The 17,328-nt window shown below is 66.3% G+C and carries 13 protein-coding genes; 12 read left to right on the top strand and 1 reads right to left on the bottom strand.

Annotation, left to right across the window (positions count from 1 at the left end; genetic code table 11):
* The 8 genes from ACYQ3G_RS02540 (at position 1) to ACYQ3G_RS02505 (ending at position 10,371) form a co-directional block, all read left to right on the top strand.
* Positions 1-2,298 carry an endonuclease MutS2 gene (locus tag ACYQ3G_RS02540; protein ID WP_459822079.1) on the top strand — a complete coding sequence of 766 codons (2,298 nt, stop codon included), beginning with the start codon at positions 1-3 and terminating at the stop codon, positions 2,296-2,298.
* A gap of 19 nt (positions 2,299-2,317) precedes the next feature.
* The gene (gene dnaG, locus ACYQ3G_RS02535) at positions 2,318-4,033 is read left to right on the top strand and encodes a DNA primase (protein ID WP_459822077.1); all 1,716 of its coding nucleotides are present in this window, start codon (positions 2,318-2,320) and stop codon (positions 4,031-4,033) included.
* Positions 4,034-4,090: 57 nt separating this feature from the next.
* Positions 4,091-5,857 carry an RNA polymerase sigma factor RpoD gene (rpoD, locus tag ACYQ3G_RS02530; RefSeq protein ID WP_028577078.1) on the top strand — a complete coding sequence of 589 codons (1,767 nt, stop codon included), beginning with the start codon at positions 4,091-4,093 and terminating at the stop codon, positions 5,855-5,857.
* A gap of 85 nt (positions 5,858-5,942) precedes the next feature.
* Positions 5,943-6,569, top strand: coding sequence for a thermonuclease family protein (locus ACYQ3G_RS02525; RefSeq protein WP_459822074.1), 627 nt, complete (start codon positions 5,943-5,945; stop codon positions 6,567-6,569).
* Positions 6,570-6,593: 24 nt separating this feature from the next.
* Positions 6,594-7,952 carry a Trk system potassium transporter TrkA gene (trkA, locus tag ACYQ3G_RS02520; RefSeq protein WP_459822072.1) on the top strand — a complete coding sequence of 453 codons (1,359 nt, stop codon included), beginning with the start codon at positions 6,594-6,596 and terminating at the stop codon, positions 7,950-7,952.
* Entirely contained in the window at positions 7,952-9,397 is a 1,446-nt protein-coding gene (locus tag ACYQ3G_RS02515; protein WP_459822070.1) for a TrkH family potassium uptake protein, read from the top strand. Before trkA ends, ACYQ3G_RS02515 begins: the two co-directional genes overlap by 1 nt.
* Before the next feature lie 15 nt (positions 9,398-9,412).
* Positions 9,413-9,604: a hypothetical protein gene (locus tag ACYQ3G_RS02510; RefSeq protein WP_459822068.1), complete on the top strand. Its 192-nt coding sequence runs from the start codon at positions 9,413-9,415 to the stop codon at positions 9,602-9,604.
* Positions 9,604-10,371, top strand: a complete 768-nt coding sequence (locus ACYQ3G_RS02505) for an HD domain-containing protein (protein WP_459822066.1) — start codon at positions 9,604-9,606, stop codon at positions 10,369-10,371. Before ACYQ3G_RS02510 ends, ACYQ3G_RS02505 begins: the two co-directional genes overlap by 1 nt.
* On the opposite strand, the gene ACYQ3G_RS02500 is transcribed toward ACYQ3G_RS02505, so the two are convergent.
* Positions 10,337-11,584, bottom strand: a complete 1,248-nt coding sequence (locus ACYQ3G_RS02500; protein ID WP_459822064.1) for a BPL-N domain-containing protein — start codon at positions 11,582-11,584, stop codon at positions 10,337-10,339. The genes ACYQ3G_RS02505 and ACYQ3G_RS02500 overlap by 35 nt on opposite strands.
* Positions 11,585-11,727: 143 nt before the next feature.
* On the opposite strand from ACYQ3G_RS02500, the gene ACYQ3G_RS02495 reads away from it, so the two are divergent.
* The 4 genes from ACYQ3G_RS02495 to amrA all read left to right on the top strand — a co-directional run bounded on the left by ACYQ3G_RS02495 (position 11,728) and on the right by amrA (position 17,316).
* The gene (locus ACYQ3G_RS02495; protein WP_459822062.1) at positions 11,728-14,391 is read left to right on the top strand and encodes a valine--tRNA ligase; all 2,664 of its coding nucleotides are present in this window, start codon (positions 11,728-11,730) and stop codon (positions 14,389-14,391) included.
* 181 nt (positions 14,392-14,572) lie between these two features.
* Positions 14,573-16,081, top strand: a complete 1,509-nt coding sequence (gene cobA, locus ACYQ3G_RS02490; RefSeq protein ID WP_459822060.1) for a uroporphyrinogen-III C-methyltransferase — start codon at positions 14,573-14,575, stop codon at positions 16,079-16,081.
* 1 nt (position 16,082) lies between these two features.
* A complete protein-coding gene (gene purN / locus ACYQ3G_RS02485) occupies positions 16,083-16,754 on the top strand; it encodes a phosphoribosylglycinamide formyltransferase (protein ID WP_459822058.1) in 672 nt (223 codons plus the stop codon).
* Positions 16,755-16,764: 10 nt separating this feature from the next.
* Positions 16,765-17,316, top strand: coding sequence for an AmmeMemoRadiSam system protein A (gene amrA, locus ACYQ3G_RS02480; protein ID WP_459822056.1), 552 nt, complete (start codon positions 16,765-16,767; stop codon positions 17,314-17,316).
* Positions 17,317-17,328 lie beyond the last annotated feature (12 nt).

Below are 17,328 nucleotides of genomic sequence, written 5' to 3'. Positions count from 1 at the left end.
ATGGATTCAAGAACATTGCAGCTGCTGGAATTCCCCAAGGTCCTGCAGCACCTTTCGCATTTTGCGGTCAGCGAGGCGGGCAGGGATGCCTGCCTTTCGCTTTTGCCCGATACCGACCCCGTCCGCATCGCCGAGCGCCTGTCCCTGGTGCGCGAAACCATGCATCTGTGCGGCAGTCGGGACGTGCATCTTTCCGTATTTCCCGACGTGGCCGGCGTCTTCGCTTTCCTGAAGAACCCCCTGGCCTATCTCGACCTGGACGGCCTGGCCGGCGTGCGCGAGATGCTGGGGGCCGCCGCCAAGCTGCTGGACGGCCTGGGCGACGCCGACCCCGGTCGCTATCCCGGCCTGAGCGCCCTGGTCGCGGGTCTGACCCTGCCGCCCAAGACGTGGTCGGCCCTGTCGCGCTGTTTGGGCCCGGACGGGACCATTCGCGACGAGGCCTCGCCGGAGCTCTACTCCGTGCGCCAGGAAATCCGCCGCGTGCACCAGATGTGCACGCGCAAGGTCCAGGACTTCTTCCAGAACAAGGACCTGCAGTTCATGCTGCAGGACGAGTTCCTGACGATCTCCTCGGACCGCTACGTCCTGGCACTGAAGAACAATTTCAAGGGGCGCCTCAAGGGCATCGTCCACGACTATTCCCAGACTGGCGAGACGTGCTACTTCGAGCCGCTCTTCCTGGTGGAACTGAACAACGACCTCCAGGAGCACAAGCAGGAGGAGCGAGCCGAGGAGCAGAAGATCCTGCGCTTCCTGAGCGAACTCATCCGCTCGGAGCAGGGTGCCATCGAGCGCACCTTCGCGGAACTGGTCCGCTTTGACGGGCTCCTGGCCATCTGCCGCTTCGCCGCCAAGGCCGGCGCCCATGTGGTCGACGTGGCCCCCGACGCGCCCCTGCACCTCACGGAAGCGCGCCACCCGCTGCTCGTCTTCGGCCATGAGGGCGTCGTGCCCGTGGACCTTGTCCTGCACGAGGGCCAGAAGGTGCTGATCATCACTGGCGGCAACGCCGGCGGCAAAACCGTGTGCCTGAAGACCCTGGGGTTGCTCGGCCTCATGGCCCACGCCGGGCTGCCGGTCACGGCCGCCGAAGGCAGCACCATGCCCCTGTGGGACAATTTCGTCGTGTCCATGGGCGACGAGCAGTCCATCGAGCAGAGCCTGTCGACCTTCACGGCCCAGATTCGCCATTTCAGCGAGATCTGGCCGCGCATCGACGCGCGCACCCTGGTCGTCCTCGACGAGTTCGGCGTGGGCACGGACCCGAGCCAGGGCGCGGCCCTGGCCCAGGCCGTGGTCGACGGCCTGCTCGAGCGTGGCGCCTGGGTCGGCGTGGCCACGCATTTCCCGGCCCTCAAGGCTTACGGCCTGTCCCGCGAGGGCGTGCGCGCGGCCTCGGTCATCTTTTCGCCGGACACCAGAAAGCCGCTCTTCAAGCTCGGCTACGATCAGGTCGGCGCCAGCCGCGCCCTGGACGTGGCCCGCGAGCAGGGCCTGCCCGACTCCATTTTGGCCCGGGCCCAGGAGTACCTGTACCTGGACGCCGGCAACACCGAAGAGGTCTTCGACCGCCTGAACCGCCTGGCCGCGGAGAAGGAGGACGAGCTCGAAAAGCTCAAGGCCCGCACCCTGGAGGCCGAGCGCAAGTTCGCCCGCAAGCTCGAAAAGCTGGACCAGGAAAAAGCGCGCATGCAGACCGAGCTGCGCACGGCGGCCGGCGAGATCATGCGCGAGTGGCGCGAAGGGCGGCGCGGACGAAAGGAGGCCCTCAAGGAACTGGCCCAGCTGCGGGAAGGCGTGGCCCAGACGCGGGGCGAAGAGGAAGAGGTCAAGAAACTTTCCATCGAGGCCATTGCCCAGGGGCAGGTCCTGTTTTATCTGCCCTGGAACAAAAAGGGCCAGGTCCAGGAAGTGGACGGCAAAAAGGAACGCGTGCGCCTGGACATGGGCGGCGTGTCCCTGTGGGTCTCCCTGGCTGACGTCCAGCCCGGGGAGCGTGACAAGACCGACGGCGGCAAGGTCGTGGTCCGCAGCGCTCCCGCGCCGGTCACCCCCTTGCGCCTCGACCTGCGGGGCTACCGCGCAGACGAGGCCGAGGCCGAGCTGGCCAGGTTTCTGGACAAGGCGCTGCTGGCCGGGCGGAGCGAGGTTGAGATCGTGCACGGTATGGGCAGCGGCGTCATGCGCAAGGTCGTGCACGAGCATCTGAAGCGTTCCATGGCCGTGGATTCGTACCGTCTGGCAGACGCGGACGAAGGCGGCGACGGCATGACCAAGGTGGTTCTGGCGGGATAATTTCAGCAAACGGAGCCTGATGAGCACGTTCGACCAGGGACTCATCGCGCAGATCAAGGCGCGCCTGCGCATTGAGGACGTGATCGGAAGGCACGTGGAGCTTCGTCCGGCCGGTACCAGGCTGGTGGCCCCGTGCCCCTTCCATCAGGAGACCAAGCCGTCCTTCTCGGTCAATCCGGAAGGTGGCTTTTACTATTGTTTCGGGTGCCAGGCCTCGGGCGACGTCATCGAGTTCTACCGGGCCATCAACGGCCTGGAGTTCGGCGAGGCCGTGGAGGCCCTGGCGCGAGAGGCCGGTCTGGAGACCCGCCGGCGCCCTTCGTACCAGCCTGCAGGGGCCCTGTCCAAAGGACAGTGCCTGGAGATGCACGCCATGGCCGCGGCCTTCTTCCGGCAGACCCTCGCCCGGCCCGCCGGGCAGGCCGCTCGTGACTACATCGCGCGGCGGGGACTGGCGCCGGAGATCGTCGAGCGCTTCTGCCTGGGTTGGGCCCCGCCCGGATGGAACGAACTGCGCGACCATCTGCGGCGCGGCGGCTTTTCCGAGCAGCTGGCCGAGAAGGCCGGGCTGGTCAGCAAGTCGGCCAAGGGCTCGTACTACGACCGCTTCCGCGAGCGGCTCATTTTTCCGATCATGAACCTGTCGGGTCAGACCGTGGCCTTCGGCGGCCGCAGCCTGACGGACGGGGACGGGCCCAAGTACCTGAACTCGAGCGAGACGCCCATCTACACCAAGGGCGAGCACCTCTACGGACTGTACCAGGCCCGCCGCGCCATGTCGCACACCAAGAGCGTGCTGCTGACCGAGGGGTACGTGGACGTGCTGAGCCTGCACCAGTTCGGCTTCGAGAACAGCTGCGGCGTCCTCGGCACGGCCCTGACCAGGGAGCAGGTCCACCGCCTGTCCGGGTTGGTGGGTCGGGTGGATCTGGTCTTCGACGGTGACAACGCCGGCCGCAAGGCGGCCCTGCGCAGCGCCGAGATGATCCTGACCCAGGGCCTGAAGTGCCGGGTGCTGCTCATGCCCGAGGGCGAGGACGTGGACTCCGTGCTGCAGAAGTTCGGCCGGGAGCGCCTGGAGGAACTCGTGTCCCGGGCCGTGGACGGCCTCGATTACTGCATGCGTCAGGTTTCGGAGACCCGCTCTCCCAAGGAGGTGCTGCAGTGGGCCAGGGGCTTCGTGCGGCAGCTCGGCGACCACGACCTGCAGGCCTTTTACCTGCCGAAACTTCCGGCCGGGCTCGGACTGTCCGAGGCCGAGTGGCGGCAGGTGCTGCCGGAGCCGGGCGGCGGGGCGGACAAAACCGCAGGCGGCAGTCCCCCGGCCAGGCTTGAAGCCTGCAAGCCGGCGCAGCGGGACCGGGACCTGCTGGCCTTTGCCGTGCGCTTCCCCGAATACCACGGGCCGCTGCAAGAGCTTGGCATGGGATCGGCTCTGGCCACGGAGCGCGGCAGGATTTTCTGGAGCAAGATTTACGGTGCCAACCCGCATGAGGTCTTGAGCACCCTCGATCAGGGCGAGAAGCAGTTTTACGTGCAGTGTCAGATGCGCTCCGATGTCGCCATGGACGACGGGAGGGGCGAGTGGGACGAGATCAGGGAATTTTTGCAGCAGACCGGCCGGCGCCGCGAACTGGACAGCCTGAACGCGGGCCTGCGCAAGGCCCGCCTGGACGGGGACTTCCAGGAAGAGCTGCGTCTGCTGGCCCTCATTCAGGCCAGAAGGCAGGGCTGAAGTCCCGCGGCGTTCCTGCCGGCGGGTGCATGGTTTTCATCAATTTTGGGGGTACGGATGAGCAATATCAAGGATGTGCAGCAGATTCAGGCGCTCATAGCCGAAGGGAAGAAAAAGGGCTTTCTGACCTTCGATGAGCTCAACAAGGCTCTGCCTTCGGAAGTCAACACTCCCGAACAGATCGATGAGATCATCGTCATCTTCGACCAGCTCGACATCGACATCGTCGACGAGAAGCTGTCCCGCGGCATCGAGATCGCCGAGGACGACGGCGAGGAGATCAAGGAGGAGGAGAAGCTCGAGCTGTCCGAGGATGAGGACGGCGCCGACTATTCCTCCCGCAGCAACGACCCCGTGCGCATGTACCTGCGCGAGATGGGCGCCGTGGGCCTCCTGGACCGCGACGGCGAGGTCTACATCGCCAAGAAGATCGAGGCCGGCGAACTCGAGGTCATGTACGCCCTGGTCGAGGTGCCCGTGGCCGTCGAGGAACTGGTGCGCGTCGGCGAGGACCTGAAGAAGGGCCGCATGAAGCTCAAGGACGTGGTCAAGACCATCGAGGAAGACGACCCGTCCGAAGAGGAGATGAACCAGCGCGAGCGCGTCATCAAGCTTCTTGAGGAAGTGAAGAACATCTATCGCAAGAAGAAGCCCCTCTACACTCGCCTCGACGAGTGCGCGACTCTCGACAAGCGCGTCTTCGGCATCCAGAAGAAGATCATGGACTACAAGGAAGGCGTGGTGCAGTGCCTGCGAGACATCAAGCTCGAAAAGACGCTCATCGACCGCATCATCGAGACCGTGGGCGACTACGTGCGCCAGATGCACAACTGCCGCCGCGACCTGTCGGCCTACATTCTGTCGCTGGGCAAGTCCCAGGACGAGATTTTCGGCATCTTCAAGCAGCTCGACGCCCGGACCATCAACCCCGTGGCCGCCGCCGACCAGCTCGGTATGACCATGGAGGAACTCTTCTCCTTCAAGGAAATGGTCAACGGCAAGATCGAGATCCTGGGCAAGCTGCAGGAAAACGCCATGCATGACGTCGACCAGCTGGAGGAGATCCTGTGGCGCATTCGCAAGGGTAACACCGACGCCCTCGACGCCAAGCAGGAGCTCATCCGCGCCAACCTGCGCCTGGTCGTGTCCATCGCCAAGAAGTACACCAACCGCGGCCTGCAGTTCCTGGACCTCATCCAGGAAGGCAACATCGGCCTCATGAAGGCCGTGGACAAGTTCGAGTATCAGCGCGGCTACAAGTTCTCGACCTACGCCACGTGGTGGATCCGCCAGGCCATCACCCGCGCCATCGCGGACCAGGCCCGCACCATCCGCATCCCGGTGCACATGATCGAGACCATCAACAAGCTGGTGCGCACCTCGCGCTACCTCGTCCAGGAACTCGGCCGCGATCCCTCCCCCGAGGAGATTGCCGAGCGCATGGACTACCCGCTGGAGAAGGTCAAAAAGGTTCTCAAGATCGCCAAGGAGCCCATCTCCCTGGAGACGCCCATCGGCGACGAAGAGGATTCGAGCCTGGGCGATTTCATCGAGGACAAGAAGGCCGTGGCCCCGGCGGACGAGGTGGTCAACACCAAGCTGGCCGAGCAGATCGCCCAGGTCCTCTCCGACCTCACGCCCCGCGAGGAGCAGGTCCTGCGCAAGCGCTTCGGCATCGGCGAGAAGAGCGACCATACGCTGGAAGAAGTGGGTAAGCTCTTCAACGTCACCCGCGAGCGCATCCGCCAGATCGAGGCCAAGGCCCTGCGCAAGCTGCGCCACCCCGTGCGCAGCCAGCAGTTGCGTTCCTACTATGAATCCTGATCGAGGCCCCATCCGGATTTCCAAGGCAACCCTCCCGGTTGCCTTCTTTTTTGGTACACTGCGGACGCTTGCGGCCGCGGCCCTGGTGCTGGGCCTTCTGGCCCAGGCTGCACTGGCCGGGGACTGGCGCGTGCGGGTCGAGAAGGTGCTGGACGGGGACACGGTGGTTCTGGACGGTGGCGAACGGCTGCGGCTGCGCGGCATCGACGCGCCCGAGGTCGGGCACAAAGGCGCCCCGGGACAGTACTACGGTCCCGAGGCGACCGAGGCCCTTGCGGCCCTGGTGGCCGGGAAGACCATCGCCCTGGACAGGGACGAGCTGGACCGGGATCGCTACGGACGCCTGGTGGGCCTGGCGCGGCTCGCTGACGGGCGGCTGGTCAATCTGGCCATGATTGAACAAGGGGCCGCTTTCGTCTATCCACATCACTCGGACGGGGACGCGGAACTGGGCCATCGCCTTCTGCAGGCCCAGGTTGCGGCCATGACGCGCGGCAAGGGTTTCTGGCCGGCGCTGCTTCGTTCCCCGGCCGCGGGGCGCGGCTATCTGGGCAACCGTAATTCCCGGCGGTTCCATGCCTTGTCCTGTGCGCAGGGGCGCACGGTCGGCACGGCCAACCAGGTGCGGTTTTCCTCCCTTTCGGAGGCATTCGCGGCCGGTTTCGCCCCTGCCCGGGAATGCACCCCCTGGCCCGTTGAGCGGGGACGCTAGCTCACCACAACCGGAGAAATCTGCTTGAGAGTCATCATTGTCGGCGCGGGAGAGGTCGGGTTCCACATCGCCAAGCGGCTGGCGTCGGAAAACAAGGACGTCGTGGTCATCGACCGCAACCCGGCGGTCCTGCAGCGCATCCTCGACCACATGGACGTGCAGGTGCTCGAAGGGTCGGGCTGCAGCCCCCTGGTGCTGCGCGAGGCCGGCGTCGACAAGGCCGACATGCTGCTGGCCGTCACGGACAGCGACGAGATAAACCTCATGGCCTGCACCTTCGCCAAGATGCTCGCGCCCGGCCTGACCAAGCTGGCCCGCATCCGCAACGACGAGTACACGGCCTACGCCGGGCAGCTGGCGCGGGAGATCGGCATCGGCCTGATCATCAACCCCGAGGTCGAGGTCGTGCGCAGCATCGAACACATGCTGCGCGCCCCCGGCGCCGTGGACATCAGCGACCTGGCCGGCGGCCGGATCAAGATCGCCGGGACCTGGATCACCGAGGGCAACCCCCTGGCCGGTCTGCGCCTCCTGGAACTGCGCCGCAAGGCTGGCGACATGCCGCTCATCGTCGCGGCCATCGTGCGCAACGACAAAGTCATCGTGCCCACGGGTTCCGACGAGATCCGCCACGGCGACCTGGTCTACTTCGTCTGCGAGGACAGCCAGCTCCAGCGGGTCTTCTCGTTCCTGGGCAACCGGCAGGGCAGGAAGAGCAGCGTGCTGATCATCGGCGGGGGCAACATCGGCCTGCGACTGGCCCGCTCCCTGGAGAAAAAGCCCATCCACGTGAAGCTTCTGGACAAGAGCCCCGAGCGCTGCGCCGAGCTGGCCGGCGAACTGGACCGGACCGTGGTCCTGGTCGGGGACGGCACGGACCAGGAGGTGCTCCTGGAGGAGAACATCGGCGACATGGATGTGGTCGTGACCATGACCGGCAACGAGGAGAGCAACATCCTGTCCTCTCTGCTGGCCAGGAAGCTGGGCACGCCCATGGCCATCACGCGGCTGAACAAGATCGAGTACATGCCGCTGGTGCGCGCCATCGGCCTGGAGCACATCGTCAGTCCGCGCCTGTCGGCCGTGAACAGCATCTTCAAGCATGTGCGAAAAGGCGGGGTGCTTTCGGCCGTGGCCATCAAGGACGGGGCCGAGGCCCTGGAGGCCCTGACCGGGCCGGATTCGAGCCTCGTCGGCAACGCCCTGAAGGATCTCGCCTTTCCCAAGGGCGTGCTCGTGCTGTGCATCATGCGCGGCGACAGCGTGCTCATCCCCTCTGGCGACGACGTGGTCCGCAGCGGCGACAGGCTGTTCATCCTGAGCCTCACGGAGTCCATCCCCGAGGTCGAGCGGATGCTGACCCGAGGCCGGGAGGAGGACTGATGCGCTGGCCCGTCGCCCTGCACGTGACCGGGCTCATCCTCGTCTGCGTGGGCCTGTGCATGCTCGTGCCCCTGGCCTGCGGCTGGTACTACGCCGACTCGTCCGTGCCCCCGCTTTTCCTGTCCCTGTGCGTCACGGTGCTGACCGGGTTTTTCCTCATGTTCCAGTTCCGGCGGCCTGGCCCCATGGTCATCAACCATCGCGAGGGCATGGTCATCGTCTCCGTGGGCTGGGCCGTGTGCGGGTTCTTCGGCGCCCTGCCTTTCGCCCTGGGCGGCTTCCCGTCCTTCACGGACGCCTATTTCGAGTCCGTATCCGGGTTCACGACCACGGGTGCGTCCATCCTGACCAACATCGAGGCCCTGCCCAAGGGCCTTTTGCTGTGGCGTAGCCTGACCCACTGGCTGGGCGGCATGGGCATCATCGTCATGACCATCGCCATCCTGCCGTTTCTGGGCGTGGGCGGCATGCAGCTCTACAAGGCCGAGGTGCCGGGGCCTGTGGCTGACAAGCTCCAGCCGCGTATCAAGGACACGGCCATGAGCCTGTGGAAGGTCTATGTGCTGTTCACGGTCGCGCAGGTCATCCTGCTCCTTTTCGGGGGCATGGACCTCTTCGACAGCGTCTGCCACGCCTTCGGGACCATGGCCACGGGCGGCTTCTCCACGCGCAACGCGTCCGTGGCGGCCTATGGCTCGGCCTACATCGACTACGTCATCTCGTTCTTCATGCTCGCGGCGTCGCTCAATTTCGCCCTGCACTTCCAGCTCTTCAGAGGGCGGCCCCTGGTCCTGTGGCGGGACCCCGAGTTCCGGTTCTTCGGCGCCCTCGTGGCTGCGCTGACCCTCGTCGTGGTGCTGTCCATCCGGTTCATCAATTATCAAACCTGGGCCGACGCGGCGCGCTACGGCGTCTTTCAGGTGGCATCCATCATTTCGACCACGGGCTTCGCCACCGCAGACTACGAGCTGTGGGGCCCCCTGCCGCAGGGCATCCTGCTCCTGTGCATGTTCGTGGGCGGGTGTGCCGGGTCCACGGCCGGCGGCATCAAGGGCATGCGGGTCATGCTGCTCTTCAAGCACGCCTACCGTGAGCTGTTCCGCATGGTCCACCCACGCGCCGTGCTGCCCATCAAGTTCGGTCAGAAGCTGGTCAAGGAGGAGGTGCTGGCGAGCATCTGGGGCTTCTTCGTGCTCTTCATCGCCCTGTTCGTGCTGTCCTCTCTGGCCCTGGCGGCCATGGGCGTGGACGTGCTGACCTCATTCGCCGCCGTGGTGGCGTGCATCGGCAACGTCGGCCCCGGCCTGGGCGAGGTCGGCCCCGTGGACAACTACGCCCTGATACCGGCGATGGGCAAATGGGTGCTGATTTTCTGCATGTTGCTGGGAAGACTTGAAATTTATACTGTTTTGGTGCTTTTTGTGCCTGAATTCTGGAGAAAATAGCCCAAGGAGGCATTCATGACGCAGTGGATCGAGATGGGAAAATTCGCGGAACTGGACGAAACGGCGAAGAAGGAAGCCAACCGCCTGGCGGAGTATGCCATCGACGTGGCCCTGGACCCGTCCAAGGTCATCCGCTTCGAGGAGACGGAGAAAGGTTTCCGCCTCATGATCGACGAGGACTTGTACACGTTCTACCAGGGCATCTGATGACCCGGGAGGTGCTGCGGCGCATGCGCTCCCGGTTCGTGGGGCTGGCGGGCGGGTACGCGGAGCGGCTGGGGGAGCGGCGGGAGCACATCGTGCTCAAGCGCGACCACTCCCTGCGCGTGCACGCCCTGGCCGCCAGGATCGTGGCCGGCGAAGGGCTGGCGCCGGCCCTCCCGTACCTGGCCGCGTCCCTGCTGCACGACATCGGGCGCTTCCCGCAGTTCGAGCGCTTCGGCACGTACCGCGACGACGAGTCCGTGGACCATGGGGACGAGGGGGCCGCCTTCCTCGAAGGAAGCGACTTCCTCGACTGCTTCGCGGGCCGGGAGCGGGACTGCGTCGTCCAGGCGGTGCGGATGCACAACAAGCGGGAGATTCCGGAGGGCATGGACCCGCTGGCCAGGTCCATCTGCGAGGTGGTGCGGGACGCCGACAAGCTCGACATCGTGCCCGTAGTCCTGTCCAAGATGCTGGCCGCCGGGCCGCGCGACCCGGTGGTCACGCTTGGGCTCGCCGACGAGCCGCTGGCCTGGACGCCGTCGGTGCTGGAGGCTGTGGCCGCGGGCAGCAACCCGTCCTACAAGGAGCTTCGCTGCATCAACGATTTCGCGCTGCTGCTCGCGTCCTGGGGGCCGGTGCTGGTGTATGGCGCCAGCCGTCGCCTTTTCGCCGACCGGGGCTACCTGGACCGCCTGTTCGCCACTCTCCCCGCCGAGCCCGTCTTCGTCGCCCTCAAGGTCGATCTGGCCCGCCGTCTCGCGGCTTGAGCTGCAGCCATAAGAGCCCGTCCAGCGCCTGCAGGATTTCGCCGTACAGCCCGCCGTACCCTGGAAACTTGCCGAAGAGTTCCTGTTTGCTCCGCTGCAGGCTGGGCGAGGCGCTCGCTTCGGGCGAAGAGGGGGAGATGGCCAGAATGCGGCGCTCCTCCAGCAGGTATTGCCTGGTTCGGCGGCAGAACTCCCTGCACAGCGACAGGGTTGGCCCGCTACGTGCCTCCCACAAGGCCTGCGCCTCGGACGGCGCGGTCGTGTGCCGCGCCTGCCAGACCATGGCCAGCAGGAAGTTGAGGGGCGAGCCGGGAACGCCGCGCCGCCAGCCCAGGAGCCACGGCGCGCGCCAGGAGAGCAGGAAATGCCCCTGGCCGAAGGCGATGAGGCCCGCAAGTTCGGCCTGCATGTCGGCGAGGGCGCGGTCAGCCCACTGAGGGGCTTCCAGGCGAAGGTCCCAGGCCGGGACGGTGGCGCCGCGTTCAAGGCCCAGCAGACGGCAGAGCAGGGCGTTGGCCTGGGGCGAGTCCGGCGTCTCCAGGTGGGCGTAGCTGAGCACGAAGGCCCCGCGTCCGAACCTGCCCCGGACGACGCACGGTTCCCCGCGCAGCCTCTCCGGATTCAGATTGATGCCGTAGAGCTCCTCCCACTGTCCCACCTCGCCAGCCGCGACGCCCGACCATTCCAGGTCCGCCGACCAGAAATCACGGCCCGGACCTTCATAGCGAGCCACGACTTCCAGAGGCTGCGCCCCGTCGGGCTCGAACTGGGACGGCCACCAGACCGGCAGGTCCGCCTCGTAATCGGGGCCGCCGTCGCAGACCGTGCATCGCAGGTGCCCGCTGAAGTTGGGCAGCCGGCGGCTGGCCGCCTTGCGGGACCACGAGCACAGGTCCAGGCACGGCGTGCCACCTTCGGACCCCAGTGCCAGTCCGGCCCCGCCGCAAAAGCCGAAGTAGGTTCCCCCGCTTTCGACGAAGTCCCGGATTTCCTGCCGTCCTTCTTCTCCCAGGGCTTCGGACTTGAGGCGGGCCCATCCTCCGGGAACCATCAGCGCGGAAGGCCTGAGGCTTCTCAGGAGGCCGGAGCGGACTTCATTGGCTCTGACCAGGGTGAAGGAGGCTTCCAGGGCCGACAGGGCGCGGTGCAGGAGCAGGCCCCAGAGGTGCGATTCGTCCCACAGGACGGCCAGGGTGGAGGAAGGGGTGCGCATGGCCGTATCGCCTAGCAGGATACGGCATGGCGGGCAAGTCGGGCTTGATTTTTGGGGTGCGCCCCAGTACTCATTTTTGTTTCCGCCGCGCCGGGCCTCCCGGCGCTTTTTTCGCCGCAATCAGCTCACTGGAGTCCAATCATATGGCCAACGAGACGCTTTCCAAGGGATACGAACCCGCCGACGTGGAAGGGCGCTGGCTCGACTACTGGAAGTCGCACCAGAGTTTCACGCCCGACGCGGCCAAGGCCGCCGCGCACCCGAAGGACAACTACTCCATCGTCATCCCGCCGCCCAACGTCACCGGCGCCCTGCACATGGGCCACGCCCTCAATATCACCCTGCAGGACATCATGTGCCGCTTCATGCGCCAGCACGGCAGGACCGTCCTGTGGGTGCCGGGCACGGACCACGCGGGCATCGCCACCCAGAACGTGGTGGAACGCAAGCTCCTGGCCGAAGGCAAGCGCCGCGAGGATCTGGGCCGCGAGGCCTTCATCGAGCGCGTCTGGGAATGGAAGGAGGACTACGGCGGACGCATCCTGAACCAGATCCGCCGCCTGGGCGCCAGCGTCGACTGGACCCGCGAGCGCTTCACCATGGACGAGGGCCTGTCCAAGGCCGTGCGCGAAGTCTTCGTCTCCCTCTACGAACAGGGCCTGGTCTACCGCGGCAAGTACATCGTCAACTGGTGCACCCGCTGCCACACGGCCCTGGCCGACGACGAGGTCGAGTACGCCCCGGCCAAATCCACGCTCTACCACCTGCGCTACCCCCTGGAGGACGGCTCGGGCTCCGTGACCGTGGCCACGGTCCGCCCCGAGACCATGCTCGGCGACACGGCCGTGGCCGTGCACCCCGAGGACGAGCGCTACCAGGACATGGTCGGCAAGTTCGTCATCCTGCCCCTGGTGGGCCGCCGCATCCCGGTCATCGCCGACGCCTACGTGGACCGCGAGTTCGGCACCGGGTGCCTCAAGATCACCCCGGCCCACGACATGAACGACTGGGAGCTGGGCCGCAAGCACGGCCTGGAAGCCATCGGCGTCATCGACGACAAGGGCCGCATGAACGACAACGCGCCCGAGAAGTATCGCGGCATGAGCGCCGCCGAGTGCCGCACGCTCATCGTCGAGGATCTTGAGGCCTGCGGGTCCCTGGTGTCCGAGGAGCCCTACGAGAACAAGGTCAACCAGTGCTACCGCTGCAAGACGACCATCGAGCCCTTCGTGTCCGAGCAGTGGTTCGTGTCCGTCAAGCCCCTGGCCGAGAAGGCCCGGGCCGCCGTGGAAGACGGCCGCACGACCATCTGGCCGGCCCAGTGGAACAAGACCTACTACAACTGGCTCGACAACATCCGCGACTGGTGCATCTCGCGCCAACTGTGGTGGGGCCACCGCATCCCGGTCTGGACCTGCCGCGACTGCGGCGAGGTCATCGTGGCCCGCCAGGACCCGACGGCCTGCACGTGCGGCAGCTCCAACCTGGCCCAGGACGAGGACGTCCTCGACACCTGGTTCTCCTCGGCCCTGTGGCCCTTCTCGACCATGGGCTGGCCCGAGAAGACGCACGAGCTGGCGGCCTTCTATCCGACGTCCCTCCTGGTCACGGGCTTCGACATCCTCTTCTTCTGGGTGGCCCGCATGATGATGATGGGCTTGCAGTTCATGGACAACGTGCCCTTCAAGGACGTCTACATCCACGCCCTGGTCCGCGACGAGCACGGCAAGAAGATGTCCAAGTCCACGGGCAACGTCATCGACCCCCTGCAGATGATCGACAAGTACGGCTGCGACTCCCTGCGCTTCACCCTGACGTCGTTTGCCGCCATGGGCCGCGACATCAAGCTGTCCGAGGCGCGCATCGAGGGCTACCGGCATTTCATCAACAAGATCTGGAACGCGGCCCGCTTCGCGCTGATGCACGTGGACGGCAACGAGCCCGAGTTCGACCCGTCGTCACTGACCGGCCTGCACCACAAGTGGATCCTGCACCGCCTGGAGGTGCTCAAGAAGGAGCACGCGGCGCAGATCGAGGGTTACCGCTTCAATGAGGCGGCCCAGGGGCTCTACGGCTTCGTCTGGCGCGAGTTCTGCGACTGGTACCTGGAACTGATCAAGCCCGAGCTCTACGGTGAGGACCAGGCGGCCAAGGCCGCGGCGCGTTCGTGCCTGAAGCACGTGCTGTCCGAGATCATGGTCGTGGCGCACCCCATCATCCCCTTCGTGACCCAGGAGATCTGGTCCTGCATCCCGGCCCTGGACGCCGAGAGCCTGTCCGTGCGCCCCTATCCCAAGGCCCGCCCTGAATGCGAGGACGAGGGGGCCGTGCGCGACATGGAGTTTCTGCAGGGCGTCATCGTGGCCGTGCGCAACATCCGCGCCGAGCTGGGTGTGGCGCCGGGCATCGCCCTGAGTGTCCTGGTGCGCGCCGGCGGCGAGGACCAGGCGTTCCTGGCGGCCCACGAGACCGAGATCGCGGCCCTGGCCCGCGTCGGCTCCCTGACGGCGGCCCCGGACATCGAGCCGCCCAAGGGCTGCGCCTCGGCCGTGGTCCGCGGCTGCGAGCTCTTCGTGCCCCTGGCCGGCGTGGTGGACTTCGTGGCCGAGCTGGCCCGCCTGGACAAGGAACTGGGCAAGATCACCAAGGAACTCGATTTCGTGACCAAGAAGCTCGGCAACGAGAGCTTCGTCAGCAAGGCCCCCGAGGACGTGGTGGCCAAGGAGAAGGCCAAGGCGGCGGAGTTCGCCGAGAAGAAGGCCGCCCTGGAACAGCTGCGGGCCAAGGTGCAGGAGTTCGTTGGCTGACGTCCTTCATTCTTGAAAAGGCAAAGGCATGGATTCCCGCCTTCGCGGGAATGACTTGAAGTGACTCGCCGTTTCAGCGTCATCCCCGCGAAGGCGGGGATCCATGCCTTTACCAGACTGGCCGAAGGCCTCCGGCCGCGGACGTAAGCTGTCCCGGAAAATGTAAACCAAAGGAAAGAACATGGCCAAAGCGTATCTCATCGGCGCGGGTCCGGGCGACCCGGGCCTGATCACGGTCAAGGGGCAGCGCCTCCTGCAGGAGTGCGAGGTCGTCATCTACGACTACCTCGCCAACAAGAGCTTTCTGTCCCTGTGCCGCCCTGACGCCGAGATCATCTACGTGGGCAAGAAGGGCGGGGACCACACCCTGCCCCAGGACCAGATCAACGAACTCATCGTCAGGAAGGTCAAGGAAGGCAAGGACGTGGCGCGCCTCAAGGGCGGCGATCCGTACATCTTCGGCCGCGGCGCCGAGGAGGCCGAGGAACTGCTCGAAGCGGGCCTGGAATTCGAGGTCGTGCCCGGCGTGACTTCGGCCGTGGCCGGCGCGGCCTACGCGGGCATCCCGCTGACGCACCGCAAGTACGCCTCCTCCGTGTCCCTCATCACGGGCCACGAGGATCCGACCAAGCCCGACTCGGCCCACAACTGGCCGGCCCTGGCCACGGCGGCCAGCACCCTGTGCTTCTACATGGGCGTCAAGAACCTGCCCTACATCACGGGCAAGCTCATGGAGAACGGCATGCGCCCCGACATGCCCGCCGCCCTGGTGCGCTGGGGCACGACGAGCGAGCACCAGTCCTGGGTCTCCACCGTGAGCGAAATTTCGGCCCTGGCCGAGCGCGAGGGCGTCAAGGCCCCGTCCATGCTCGTGGTCGGCGAGGTGGTGCAGCTCCACGACACGCTGAACTGGTTCGAGAAGCTGCCCCTGCACGGCAAAGGCGTGGTCGTGACCCGCGCCCGCGAGCAGGCCAGCGGCCTGAAAGACACCCTGGAGCGCCTGGGCGCGGCCTGCTACGAATTCCCGACCATCACCATCGTGCCCCTGGACGACTACGCCCCGGTGCGCGAGGCCATCGACGGGCTCGGTGGCTACGACTGGGTCATCTTCACCTCGGTCAACGGCGTGCGCCATTTCTGGAACCAGCTCGAACTGGTCGGCAAGGACGCCCGGGCCCTGGGATCCGCGCAGGTCGCGGCCATCGGTCCGGCCACGGCCGAGGCCCTGCTTGAGCGCGGCATCCGCCCCGACTTCATCCCGCCCAAGTATGTGGCCGAATCCGTGGTCGAAGGGCTTCTGGAGCGCGGCGTGGCCGGGAAGAAGGTCCTTATCCCCCGGGCCAAGGTCGCCCGCGAGGTGCTGCCCGAGGAACTGGCCAAGGTCGCTGCGCAGGTCGACGTGCTGCCGGTCTACGAGACGATGCTGACCCAGGAGGACGGGGCCGAGATCGTCGACCTTCTGGAAAAGGGCAGACTCCACTACCTGACCTTCTCCAGCTCCTCCACGGTGGAGAACTTCTTCGCCCTGGTCCCGGCCGACACCTTGCGCCCCTACGTGGGCAAGGGACTCAAGATCTGCTGTATCGGACCCGTGACGGCCAAGACCCTGAAGGAGTATGGTTTCACCCCGGACATCATGCCCGAGGACTACACCATCCCGGCCCTGGTCGACGCGCTGGTGAAGGGGTGATATGAGTCTGGCCCTGGGCGTTCTGGTCTCCGGTTCAGGCTCCAACCTGCAGGCCATTTTGGACCGGGTGCGGGAGGGGAGCCTTGCTGCCGACATCCGCATCGTCATCGCCAACAAGGCGGACGCCCTGGGGCTGGACCGCGCCCGCGAGGCCGGCATCCCCACGGCCTGCGTCCTGCACGCGGACTTTCCGCGGCGCGAGGACTTCGACCGCGAGCTGGTGCGCCTGCTGCGGCAGGCCGGCGTGGAGTGGGTGGCCCTGGCCGGGTTCATGCGCATCCTGACGCCTGAGTTCCTGACGCCCTTTGCCGGCCGCGTGGTCAACATCCACCCGGCCCTGCTGCCGGCCTGCGCGGGGCTGCACGCCCAGCGCCAGCAGGCCGGGCACGGGGTGCGCCTGGCCGGGTGCACGGTGCACTTCGTGGACGAGCAGATGGACCACGGCCCCATCGTCATCCAGGCCGCGGTGCCCGCCTTCGCGGACGACGACGAGGCGTCCCTGGGCGCGCGCATCCTGGACATGGAGCACCGCATCTATCCTCAGGTCCTGCAGTGGATCGCCGAGGGGCGCGTCAGGGTGAACGGGCGTCAGGTCGTCGTCAACGGCGTCGCCCGGACGTTTACGGGCCCGCACTGGACCAACCCTCCGCTGGAACCACCTTTCGACCGCTAAGGAGGCAGGCATGCACGCATATCAGCTGGTTCTGACCGATGAGGAAAAGCGCTTCTGCAAGGACCTCATCCGCTACGTCATCGCCCATCATCTGGACCTGGCCGCCGGGTCGAAACCGGCCCTGGCCTCGGAGACCCTGAGCATGGAGCTCGGGGCCTTCGTGACGTTGAAGAAGCACGGCCGCCTGCGCGGCTGTATCGGCAACATCGTCGGCAACGGTCCCTTGGTTGCGACCATCGAGCGCATGGCCGGGGCCGCGGCCTTCGAGGATCCGCGCTTCTCGCCGGTTACGGCCGACGAGGTGTCCGACCTGGAGATCGAAGTCTCAGTCCTGGGCCCCATCACGCCATGTCCGGACCCGGAGCTGCTCGAGATCGGCCGGCACGGCCTGTATGTCCGCAAATCCATGCATTCGGGCCTGCTCCTTCCGCAGGTGGCCACGGAGTGGGGCTGGGACCGGGAAACGTTCCTCGACCAGACCTGCGTCAAGGCCGGCCTGCCCAAGGGGACCTGGCGCAAGTCCAAGGTCGAGATCTGGTGGTTCGAAGCCGTCATCTTTTAAAGGAAGGTACAT

This window comes from Desulfomicrobium salsuginis (assembly GCF_054657795.1).
Note: the sequence above shows the minus strand (reverse complement) of the source record. Positions and strands in the feature narration are given on the sequence as shown.